The following is a 10884-nucleotide window of genomic DNA, read 5'->3' on the forward strand; positions in this document are numbered from 1 at the left end:
TGTGTTACCCCTTTGTGTTGGTGCCGCTGACGCTCAGCCCTTGACCGCGCCCTGGAGGCCACCGACGATCTGCTTCTCGGCGAACGTGAAGAAAATGAGTGCCGGCAACATTGCCAGCGAGGTGAAGGCGAGAATTCCCGCCGTGTCGGAGGTGTACTGGCTGGAGAAGTTCTGCACGCCCAGCGGCAGGGTGTGCAGGCTCGCGTCACCCAGCACGAGCAGCGGCAGCAGGAACGCGTTCCAACTGGTGACGAAGGCGAGAATACCGACGGTGACCAGCGCGGGCCGCGACAGGGGCAGCAGAATGCGCCAGAGGAAACCGAGCCGACCGGTGCCGTCGATCGCGGCAGCGTCCTCCAACTCGCGGGGGATGGCGGTGAGGAACGGACGCAGGATCACGATCGTCAGCGGCAACGCGAAGGCGACCTGCGGCAGGATCACCGCGTAGTACGAGTTGATCAGATTGAGGTCACGCAGCATCAGGTAGAGCGGCAGGATCGCCGCTCCGGCCGGGAACAGCAGACCCAGGGTGAAGAAGGTGTAGAGCACCTCACGGCCACGGAAGGTGTAGCGGGCCAGCACGAACGCGGCGCAGACCCCCAGCACCACGACGCCGATGGTGGTGCCCAGGGACACCACGGCGCTGTTGAACACCTGCCGCCAGAAGTCGCTCTGGGTCAGCACCCGGGAGTAGTTGTCCCAGACCCACGGGTCGGGCAGGCCGGCCGGATCGGCGACGATCTGCGGCGTGGTACGGAACCCGCCGACGATCACGTAGACCACCGGAGTGATCGACACTGCGGCGACCGCGAGCGCCAGCGCGTACGTGAGCGGGTTCCCCCACGAGATCGGGCGACGCTTGGCGGTCGGAGACAGGACGGCGTTCGCGGCCACGATCAGTTTGCCCTTCTGGTGATGGCGCCCTCGATGTCACGACGCAGGAGGAAGCGCTGGAACAGCACCGCCGCGACGAACGAGATGGCGAACAGGATGACCGCCACCGCGTTGCCGTAGCCCCACAGCCGGGCGAAGAACCCGTTGTCCACCATGTACGTCGCCATGGTCGCCGACGCGCCGAGCGACCGCACCGCAGGCACGGAGGTCACCCAGATCACGTCGAAGACCTGCAACGAACCGATCATGGACAGGAACATCCAGATCCGGATCGTGGGTCCCAGCAGTGGCAGCGTCACGTGACGCTGGATCTGCCACCAGCTCGCGCCGTCGATGGCGGCGGCCTCGTTCAGCTCCTGCGGCACGTTCGACAGGCCGGCGAGCAGGAGGATGATGGCGAAACCGACGTACTTCCAGGTGAGTACGGCCAGCATCGTCCAGATGACCACGTCGAGGTCGGCGAGCCACGCCTGCACCAGGCTGCCCAGCCCCAGCGACTCCAGCATGGCGTTGACCGTGCCGGCGTCGGAGAGCAGCAGCTTCCACATGATGCCGACGGTGACCTCGGCGAGCACGTACGGCACGAACGCCAGCAGGCGGAACAGCGTACGGCCGCGGAAGTTGCGGTTGAGCAGCAGGGCCACGCCCAGGGCGATCGGCCCCTGGATCAGCAGTGACCCGAACACGATTATCGCGTTGTTGCGCAGCGCGTCGAGGAAGATCGGGTCCTGGAACGCCAGGACGTAGTTGTCGAAGCCTACGTAGTCGGTGGGTGGTCCGACACCACGCCAGCGGAACAGGCTGTAGTAGAAGGCAAAGCCCATCGGGACCAGCACGAACATCACATAGACGATGACGGCTGGTGTCGTGAGACCGATGATCTCGTACCACTTGCGTCGGGTCTCGGCGGCCCGAGCTGACGAGCGTCGGGCAGGCCGGGGTCCCGCCGGCGGCGCGGAAGCGCCGCCGGCGAGGTCCAGGGTCGGGTTGGTCGAGGTCACTTGCGCGCGGCCGCCTTCATGGCCTCGACAACCTGCTCGGGGGTGCCGTTGCCGGCGAAGATGGCGACGATCGCGTCGTTCATCGCGTTGCCGACGGTGCTGCCGAACGCCGTGTCCAGCCAGAGCTGCACGTAGGTGGCGCTGGTGGTGGCCTCCAGGATGGACTTCAGCGCCGGGTCCTTCACGCCGTCCTCGGCACCCTTGGCGACGGGCAGGCCGGTGCCGGTCTCGGCGTAGCCCTTCTGCACCTCGGGGCTGACGATGTACTTGAGGAACTCGACGCACTCGGCCGGGGCGTTCTTGGCGCAGGCGAAGCCGTCGCCGCCGCCGAGGGCCGCCTTCGGGTCACCGGCGGAACCGGTGATGGCCGGAACCGGGAACCAGCCGATGAACTTGTTCAGCGCCTCCTGGTCCTCGGTGACGGTGTCCAGGGTGCCCTTGTTCCAGTCACCCATCAGCTCCATCGCGGCCTTGCCGTTGGCCAGCAGGCCGTTGGCGCTGGTCGGGTCGTTCTGACCCGGCGTGGCGATGAAGTTGGGCTGGAACGGCTTGGTGTCGATGAAGGCCTTCAGGTCCTGGCCGGCCTTGACGAAGCACTGGTCGTCGAAGTTGTTCTCGAGGCTGGCCTTGCGCAGGGTGTCGACCGAGCAGGCGCGCAGCGCGAAGTTGTACCACCAGTGCGCGGCGGGCCACTTGTCACCGGCACCGACCGCGATCGGGATGACGTTGATCGCCTTGAGCTTGGTGACCGCGTCGTTCAGCTCGTCGAAGGTGGCCGGCGGAGCGGTGATGCCGGCCTGCTGGAACAGTTCCTTGTTGTACCAGATGCCCTCGATGCCCATCCGGTACGGCAGACCGTACTGCTTGCCGTCCACCTGCCAGATCTCGACCGCGCTGCCGATGTTGGCAACCTCGTCCTTCACCTGGTCGGTGATGTCCTTGAGGTAGTCGGCCTCGACCTGCTCGCGGATCTCGCCACCGCCCCACGCCTGGAAGATGTCCGGCGGGTCGTTGCTCAGCAGCGCGGCGGGGAGCCGGGTGCGCTGGAGCTGGTTGGTCTCGATGCCCTCGACCTCGATCGTGACCGTCGGGTGCAGCGCGGAGAAGTCCTTGGCGACCTTCGCCCAGTACTCTTTACCGGGTCCGTCCTGGGAGGCGTTGTGCCACCAGGTAAGCGTCACCGGGTTCTTGTACAGCTCGCTCTCGGCAGGTGCCTCGCTCTCGCCACCGCCGCCGCAGCCGGCGACGAGTAGTGCGGTTGTCATGGACAGCGCTAGAAAGGTGGTTGCACGGCGCTTTATAGCCATCGATGTCTCCTCGACCAGTCAGTCGGGTGCTCGGCCTGAGCGAGTTTTTCAGCAAGGTAATCCAGTGTCAATCGGTGTCGATAACGTTTTCGACTCGTCTACGTAACCGGCCCGCCGGCCCTCTATCATCATCGGCGTGGCGTTTCCCCAGCGTGTCAAGATGTCGGACGTGGCCCGTACGGCCGGCGTCTCCGTGGCGACCGTTTCCAAGGTGGTGAACGGCCGTTACGGAGTGGCACAGGCGACCGTGGAACGGGTCCAGCAGGTCATCCGTCAACTCGGTTACGAGGCGAGCCTGGGGGCGCAGAGCCTGCGCAGCCATCGCACCAACGTGCTCGGCATCCTGGTCGCCGAGTTCGAGCCGTTCTCGACCGAACTGCTCAAGGGCGCCAGCGTGGAGGTCGCCGGCACCGGCTACCAACTGCTGGCGTACTCCGGCGGCGACGGCGCCGGGACGGCCGTGGGTTGGGAACGCCGCTCGCTGGCCCGGTTGTCGGGCACGCTCATCGACGGCGCCGTGATCGTCACACCGACCGTGGTGGAGACCAAGCAGGGCTTCCACGTCGTGGCCGTGGACCCGCACACCGGCCCGTCGGGGTTGCCGACCGTCGACTCCGACAACTTCGCCGGTGCCGTCCTGGCGACCAACTACCTGCTGTCCCTCGGCCACCGCCGCATCGGTCACATCAGCGGACGCGCCGACCTCGAATCGTCCCGGCTCCGCGAGGCGGGCTTCCGGCAGGCCATGGCCGACGCGGGCGTGACGGTGGACGAGCGGCTGGTCCGGGTCGGCGGGTTCCGGGTCGACAGCGCCGCCGAGCCCGCCGCCGAGCTGCTCTCGTTGCCCGACCGCCCGACCGCCGTCTTCGCCGGAAACGACCTCTCCGCGATCTCCACGATCGACGTCGCCCGGAGCCTGGGCCTGTCGGTCCCCGACGACCTCTCCGTGATCGGCTTCGACAACATCCCGGAATCGGCGCTGGTCAACCCGCCGCTGACGACGATAATGCAGCCGCTGCAGCGGATGGGCGCCGAGGCGTTGCGCCTGCTCATCGACCTGATCGCCGGCGTCGAACGGGACACCCACATCCGGCTGCCCACCGAACTGGTCGTCCGCTCCTCCTGCCAGGCGCTGCCTGATTGACCGAGGTCGCGGGCCACGCGATCCGGGGACATTTTGCCGGTCGTCGCGCCATCTGACAGCGCGGTGCCCCGGCGACCGTATTTCCAGCCCGTCTTCCCGCTCCTGAATGACGAAACCGCGCCGACACGGTACGGAAACGAACCGCGTCGGCCCAGCCCCCGTCGATGGGAGAGACCTGCCATGAGCAGTGCAGGAAGACGTGTCCGCAGAGCCGCCCTGGTCGTCCTCGCGGGAGCGACGCTGACCAGTCTGCTGGCGGTCACCGCAGCCGCAGCCGCACCCTTCCCGGCGTCGGAGCGGGCGGCCGCGACGGCCCGCACCGACGTCTACATCAAGGATGTCGCCGCCGATGTCGGGGTCGAGCCGCACCTGCTCGAGCCGCTGTGGATCAGCCCCGACATCAAGGTCTGCCCGACCGCCGTCGAGTGCGCCACCAGCCAGAACCCGATCGTCGGGGTGACCAACTACGTCTTCGTCAAGCTGCGCAATCCCGGCCCGTACGGCTCCGGCGTCGGCAGCGGCGTGCTCCGGGTCTACCGGACCACGCCCGGCGGCGGCGCGACCTGGCCGACCCACTGGACCGAGATCGGGGCCAGCAGCGTCATCGCCGCCCCGGGCGTCACGACCGTCACCATCCCGTGGACCGGAGTGCCCGGGCCGGGTCACTTCTGCCTGATCGCCCGCTGGATTTCCGACTCCGACCCGATGACCGTCGAGGGTCCGAGCATCCCCATCAACGCCAGCCACAACAACAACATCGCGTGGCGCAACGTCGACTCGGTCCTGCTGAACCCGGGCGCAGGACCGGTCGTGCGGCCCTTCGCCATCGGCAACACGCTGAGGGTGCCTTCCAGGAACGAGGTGACCTTCGCGGCCGCCGAGCCGCTGCGGGCCATCGGCGGCCGGGTCGTCGTCGACCTCGGTCCGGAACTTTTCGAGCGCTGGCGGGCCGGTGGCGCGGTCGGCGCGGGGATACGACCGGTCGGCCGGACCCAGGTGGAGATCGTGGAGCCCACCCGGGCCTTCCTGGGGAACCTGGAGCTGAACCCCGGTGAGCGGTTGCGGTTCTCGCTGCTCTTCTCGGCCGAGGCCGCGTCCGACGGGGAGATCGCGTTCAACGTGACCCAGTTCGGGCCGGACAACAACGGCGAGAGGCGGGCCGACCTCGGTGGCGTGCAGTATCTGATCAGCACCGGCAGGCGATAGTCCCGACGCCCTCGCGGGGGGCCGCGGGCCGGACGGCCCGCGGCCCCCGTCAGCGCAGGCAGACCCAGTCCGTGACCACCGTGTGTCCGCCCGCGTCGGCCCGGAGCTGGATCGGACCGGACGGCGGAGCACCCAGGGAGAAGAGGCCCACCTCATTGACCGGGGCCTCCTCGTAGGTGCCGCTGGTCGTGCGGGCGCTGACCCGACCGCCGCCGGCCGGGGAGAGCTGCCCGACGATCCCGGCGTCGGTCACCTCGATCTCCACGACGACGGGGCCACCGCGGAAGGAAAGGGTACGCACGGAACCCGCCGACCGGGTCAGCCCGGCCGGCTCCGCCCCACTTGCCGAGTCGAAGATCAGCTCGGCCAGGGGCAGTTCGGCGTCCACCGTCCGCCAGGTGAACGCCGCCCGCGCCGCCGCGACGTACTCCTCGGGAACTCCCCCGGCGTCCCAGAGCGCCGCGCCCAGCTCCGCCTTCAACCGGTCGTCATCGACCGGCGGCCACGGCTCCATCGCGTTCACCCCACTTCCGTCCGGTCGTCCCGCCCGGTTCAAGGTACGACGCGAGGGCCGGGGAGTCGCGCAGCCTGCGCAGGCAGCGGGCCTGGGTCGGTCCGATGCTGCCGACCGGCAGGCCCAGCCGGCCGGCGACCTCCCGGTAGGTCAGCGGCGGATCGGCGGTCAGCAACGAAAGCAGCTCCTGGCACCGCGGCGGAAGCTGGGCGAAGCCCTCCCGCAGCGCCTGGCGCCGCTCGGCTCGCAGCAGGTCCTCGTCCGGCGCCGCGACGTCCGCCCAGGTTGCGTGGTACGCCTCGAACGCACCGTCGGACGGGTCCACCGGCTGCGTACGCCGGCCGAGGCGGGACATCCGGTAGCACTCGCGCCGGGTCGTCACGGCCAGCCAGGCGGCCAGCGCCTCGGGTTCGCGTACCTGATTCAGGTGTTCCACCAGCCGCAGCCAGACGGTCTGGTTGACATCGGCCGCGTCGGCGCCGCCCAGATCGTGGGACCGGATCACCGAGTACACCAGCGGGGTGTACCGGCGCACCAGCTCGGCCCAGGCCGCCTCGTCACCGTGCGTCGCGGCGGACACCAGGTCGGTGGCGCTGCGATCGGTCAGCACGACATCCCCGTCCGGGCGCTCATCCGACGAGGACACCGTAGTCGGGATGCCAGCGCGGCGCCGCGAGCAACGCCAGCCGTGCCGCCTCGGCGCTCAGGCCGGCGGTGGTCATCAGTGCGGCGAGCCGACCCGCGACGTACGCCGACGCGAACGAGGTACCGGCCCAGGTGGCGAACCCGCGGAACCGCCGGGTCGGCCGACCCGGCAACGGCAACCGGCCGTCGACGAACGTGCTGTCGTGCTGGCCGAGGGCGCAGGCGTCGACCCACGGTCCGAAGCCGCTGTAGGTCGCCGGCACCGGGCCGGTGTCGGTCGCGGCGACCGCCGCGACCGACAGGACCCGGTGCAGCGCGGCCGGCCAGACAGGTCGGTTGATGCCGGCGTTTCCGGCCGCCGCCACCACCGCGGTCGTCGACGGTAGTCCGGCCACGGCGTTGGCCAGCGGCAGCGACGGCTGGTCGTCGAGGGTGAAACCGCCCAGCGAGAGATTCACCACGGACACCTCCGGCGCGAGCCGACCGAGCGCTGCCACCAGCATCGCCTCGTCACCGACGCCGGTCGGGCCCAGCGCCGACTCCGGGTCGACGCGCACGCCCGGCGCGGCCTGCCGGACCACCCCGGCGACGAACGTGCCGTGACCGCCCTGCGGGGCGAGCACGTCGCCGTGGACGTAGAGCGGGTCCTCGTCGTCGGACTCCGGCAGGTACGCGCCGCCGAGCCACTCCGGGTGGACGTCGCCCGCCTGCCGCCAGATGCCGGTGTCGCAGATGCCGACCGTCACCCCCGCCCCCTCGCCGAGCCGGGCCGAATCCGGTGGCGGCAGGGCAGCGACCGTCCTGGGCGGTCCGCCCGGATTGCCCATGATGTTGCCCAGACCGAGCAGCACGTGGTGCGGTTGGACCGCGGGCACCGGCTGGCCGGGCCACTGCCGGGGATCGCGCAGCCTCGTCACCACCCCGGGAATGTCGGTCTCCCCGGCGAACAGCAGCCGGGTGACACCGGCGAAACGGTCGGCGACGGTCACCGCGTGGCCGCCGTTGCGCAGCCAGGCGGCGACCCGCCAGGTGTCCGCGTCCGCGGTCAGCAGTTGCCGGGGTCGGTAGAGGATCTCCCGGCCCGACGTGGTGTGCCGCCGCACCTCGCGATCGGCGTTGAGCGCTTCGGCAAACGCGAGCTGGTAGGCCTTGTCGTCGTCGAGGTCGCCGCGCGCTGGCGGCGGACGCAGTCCGGCGCCGAGCGACACCGCGGTCGTAGCCAGGGCGGACGCCGCCAGGAGCCACCGTCGGGACAGCCCGGGTTCGGGACGCGACGCGACGCGATGATCAGGAAGCACGAGGTCCTCCAAGAACGGTCCGGGCAGCGGCACGCGCCACCGGTGGTCGACGCGGCGAAAGTCCCCCGGACCTCCCCGATTCTTCCAAGTAATCGGCGGATGTCAATTGATCGAATGGCCAGCCCAGGCCGGCGAGGGCGATGAGCCGGGGCGGTCGACATTGACGCACCGTCATGAATGGGGAACTCTTTGTCCATGCCCGGCAGCACCGACGCCGGTGCTGGGACCGCCATGGCGGCGCTCGACACCGTCCAGCGCTGTCCGCGTGAGGCGATCGCGATCGCCCAGCGGGTGCTCGCCGCCAGCACCGCCGACGACGACGAACGATCCACCGCCGACCGGGCGATCGGCCTGGCTCTGCGGGAACTCAACGATCTACCCGGCGCGCTACGTCACCTGCGACGGGCGGTACGCACCGCCGGCACCGCCCGGACCCGGGCGCTGGCGCAGATGAGTCTCGGTTACGTACTGGCCAACGCCGGCCGTACCGCGGCGGCGCTGCGGGCCGTAACCGACGCGCTGCCCCAGCTGACCGGTGCGGACGCCGGGCGTGCCCGGATGCAGCGCGGGGTGGTACTGCACTACCGCGGACGATACGACGAAGCGGTTCGCGACTACGGCCACGCCATCGACATCGCCCAACGCGACGGTGACCTGCTGCTGGAGGCACGGGCCCGCAACAACCGGGGTCTGCTCAACGCCCACCGGGGCACCGTCGGTGGCGCGGACGACCTCTCCCGGGCGGCGGCCGTCTTCCATGGACTCGGCCTGGACCTGGCGGCGGCCGACGCCCGCTGGAACGGTGGGATCGCGGCCGGCCGGCGCGGTGACATCGCGGCCGCGCTGCGCTGCTTCGCCGACGTCGGCGAGGAGTACCGGCGACTGGCCGTGCCCCGGCCGGCGTTGCTGCTGGACCGCGTCGAGCTGCTGCTGTCAGTGCCGCTGGTCGACGAGGCGGTGCAGGTCGCCGCCGTGGCGATCCGGGAACTACGCCGCCGTGGGATGGCCTCCGATCTCGCCGAGGCGCTGCTGGCCCAGGCCCGGGCCGCGTTGCTCGCCGGTGACCTGGACACCGCGACCGCAGCTGCGGCGGCCGCCCGCACCCGGTTCCGGCGCCAGGGCCGCCGGACCTGGGCCGCGTTCGCCCGGCACGTCGAGCTACGCGCCGAGTTCCGCCGGGGAACCCGTTCGCCGGCCCTGTTCACCGCGATGGTCCGGACCGCCGACCAGCTCGACGCCACCGGCTGGCCGGATCCCGCGCTGATCACCCGCATCGACGCCGGTCTGCTGGCGGCTGCCACGGGCCGCACCGACCGCGCCATGGAGCTGTTCGGCCGGGCCGCCCGGGCGCGGGGCCGGGGCACCGCTCCCCGACGGGCTCAGGGTTGGTACGCCCTGGCACTGTCACGCCGGTTGAGCGGCGACGAGTCCGGCGCGGCCCGCGCCCTCCGGCGCGGACTGGCCGTGCTCGACCGGCACCGCACCTCGCTCGGCGCCACGGAACTGCGGGCCCACAGCGGGGCGTACGGGCAGGAACTGGCGGCCGAAGGGCTGGACGTCGCCGTCCGCGCCGGCGCACCGGCCCGGGTCCTCGCCTGGTCGGAGCGGTGGCGCGCCAACACGCTGCGCATGCGCTCGGCGCTCCCGCCCGATGACCCCGAGCTGGTCGCCACGCTCGCCGAGCTGAGGATGGTCAGCGGGCTGCTCGAGGACGCGGTGCTGGCCGACCGTCCGGTACGTGCCCTGCGCGGCCGGCAGGCCCGACTCGAACACCGCATCCGCGACCTTGCCCGGCGGATGCCCGGCGGGAGCGAGGTGGTCGCCCCGCCCACCGTGGACGCCCTGGCCGAGCGGCTCGGCTCGCGCGTGCTGGTCGAACTGGTGGCGCACGGCGATCGGCTCCGGGCGGTGCTGGTCCGCGACGGTCGGGTCAGCCTGCACGACCTCGGCCCGCTCGCCGAGGCGGCGAAGCTGGTCCGATGGCACCGGTTCGGGCTACGCCGACTGATCACCACCGGGGACTCGGCCGCCGCGCAGGCCGGTGCCGCACACGCCGCCGCGGCACTCGACCGTCAGCTCTTCGATCCGGTGCGACGCCGTCTGGCCGACCGGCCCCTGGTGGTCGTTCCGGTCGGTGAGCTGCATGCCGTCGGCTGGGCCGAGTTGCCGACCTGTGCCGGTCGCGCCGTCACGGTCGCCCCGTCGGCCACGGTATGGCTCGGCGCGGATCGACGCGAGGCGGCGACCGGACCACCGGTCCTGGCCAGCGGCCCGCGGCTACCGGCCGGGCAGGCCGAGGTCCGCCGGCTCGCCCGGGTGTTGCCGGGAGCCCAACTGCTCACCGGGGCGGACGCCACCGCCGACGCGCTCACCCGGGCACTGGACGGTGCCGGGTTGGTGCACATCGCGGCTCACGGCACGTTCCGCGCGGACAATCCACAGTTCTCCACCCTGGAGCTCGCCGGGGGACCGCTGTTCGCGTACGAGTGGGAACGCGTCGCCCGTCCACCCGGCTGCGTGGTGCTCTCCGCCTGCGAGTCGGGGCTGACCGGCATTCGCCCGGGCGACGAGGTGATGGGATTCGCCGCGGTGCTGCTGGCCCTGGGCACCCGGTGCCTGATCGCCACGGTGCTACCGGTGCCGGCCGACCCGACCACCGCGCTCATGCTGGACCTGCACCGGCGGATGCGGGCCGGCGCCCGACCGGCGCACGCCCTCGCCGAGGCCCAGCAGGCATTCGTCGCCGCCGGCGACGGCACCGCCCGGGCCACCGCGGCGGCGTTCGTCTGCCTGGGCGCCGGTTGACCGACGGTGGCGCTGCGGCCAGGAATCCGTGGCGGTGCGGGAGTTCCGCGAGCGGCGTGTCGACCACCTG

9 protein-coding genes are annotated in these 10884 nt (G+C 71.2%); 3 read left to right on the forward strand and 6 right to left on the reverse strand.

Going from position 1 to position 10884, the window contains the following annotated elements; all coding sequences use genetic code 11:
- Positions 1 to 33: 33 nt before the first annotated feature.
- The 3 genes from O3597_RS13960 to O3597_RS13970 are packed head-to-tail and all read right to left on the reverse strand — an operon-like array spanning position 34 to position 3160.
- Entirely contained in the window at positions 34 to 900 is an 867-nt protein-coding gene (locus O3597_RS13960; protein ID WP_093402815.1) for a carbohydrate ABC transporter permease, read from the reverse strand.
- Positions 897 to 1895, reverse strand: coding sequence for a sugar ABC transporter permease (locus tag O3597_RS13965; protein ID WP_164450197.1), 999 nt, complete (start codon positions 1893 to 1895; stop codon positions 897 to 899). The genes O3597_RS13960 and O3597_RS13965 overlap by 4 nt, the downstream gene beginning before the upstream one ends.
- Positions 1892 to 3160: an extracellular solute-binding protein gene (locus O3597_RS13970; protein WP_235945203.1), complete on the reverse strand. Its 1269-nt coding sequence runs from the start codon at positions 3158 to 3160 to the stop codon at positions 1892 to 1894. The genes O3597_RS13965 and O3597_RS13970 overlap by 4 nt, the downstream gene beginning before the upstream one ends.
- Before the next feature lie 178 nt (positions 3161 to 3338).
- On the opposite strand from O3597_RS13970, the gene O3597_RS13975 reads away from it, so the two are divergent.
- Positions 3339 to 4346: a LacI family DNA-binding transcriptional regulator gene (locus O3597_RS13975; RefSeq protein ID WP_164450199.1), complete on the forward strand. Its 1008-nt coding sequence runs from the start codon at positions 3339 to 3341 to the stop codon at positions 4344 to 4346.
- A gap of 180 nt (positions 4347 to 4526) precedes the next feature.
- On the forward strand, positions 4527 to 5552 hold the full coding sequence (locus tag O3597_RS13980; protein WP_281604403.1) for a hypothetical protein: 1026 nt from the start codon (positions 4527 to 4529) through the stop codon (positions 5550 to 5552).
- A gap of 49 nt (positions 5553 to 5601) precedes the next feature.
- Here the strand turns inward: O3597_RS13980 and O3597_RS13985 are convergent, their stop codons facing one another.
- From O3597_RS13985 to O3597_RS13995, 3 genes are read right to left on the reverse strand one after another with little or no spacing between them, the layout of a single operon-like run.
- On the reverse strand, positions 5602 to 6066 hold the full coding sequence (locus O3597_RS13985; protein ID WP_281604404.1) for a hypothetical protein: 465 nt from the start codon (positions 6064 to 6066) through the stop codon (positions 5602 to 5604).
- Entirely contained in the window at positions 6041 to 6676 is a 636-nt protein-coding gene (locus tag O3597_RS13990; RefSeq protein WP_281604405.1) for a sigma-70 family RNA polymerase sigma factor, read from the reverse strand. The genes O3597_RS13985 and O3597_RS13990 overlap by 26 nt, the downstream gene beginning before the upstream one ends.
- A gap of 19 nt (positions 6677 to 6695) precedes the next feature.
- Positions 6696 to 8009: a S8/S53 family peptidase gene (locus O3597_RS13995; RefSeq protein ID WP_281604406.1), complete on the reverse strand. Its 1314-nt coding sequence runs from the start codon at positions 8007 to 8009 to the stop codon at positions 6696 to 6698.
- A 195-nt stretch (positions 8010 to 8204) separates the two neighbouring features.
- Here O3597_RS13995 and O3597_RS14000 point away from each other — a divergent pair, with 195 nt between their 5' ends.
- Positions 8205 to 10814 (forward strand): CHAT domain-containing tetratricopeptide repeat protein, encoded by a 2610-nt coding sequence (locus O3597_RS14000; RefSeq protein ID WP_281604407.1) that lies wholly within the window; start codon positions 8205 to 8207, stop codon positions 10812 to 10814.
- Positions 10815 to 10884: the final 70 nt, after the last annotated feature.

The organism is Verrucosispora sp. WMMA2044 (assembly GCF_027497155.1).
In the GTDB taxonomy this organism is placed as follows: Bacteria; Actinomycetota; Actinomycetes; order Mycobacteriales; family Micromonosporaceae; genus Micromonospora; species Micromonospora palythoicola.

What these genes read in the sequence shown, in the direction of transcription:
- O3597_RS13970 (WP_235945203.1), bottom strand. Translation starts at nt 3,160, where the DNA reads ATGACAACCGCACTACTCGTCGCCGGCTGCGGCGGCGGTGGCGAGAGC.
- O3597_RS13980 (WP_281604403.1), top strand. Translation starts at nt 4,527, where the DNA reads ATGAGCAGTGCAGGAAGACGTGTCCGCAGAGCCGCCCTGGTCGTCCTC.
- O3597_RS13985 (WP_281604404.1), bottom strand. Translation starts at nt 6,066, where the DNA reads ATGGAGCCGTGGCCGCCGGTCGATGACGACCGGTTGAAGGCGGAGCTG.
- O3597_RS14000 (WP_281604407.1), top strand. Translation starts at nt 8,205, where the DNA reads ATGCCCGGCAGCACCGACGCCGGTGCTGGGACCGCCATGGCGGCGCTC.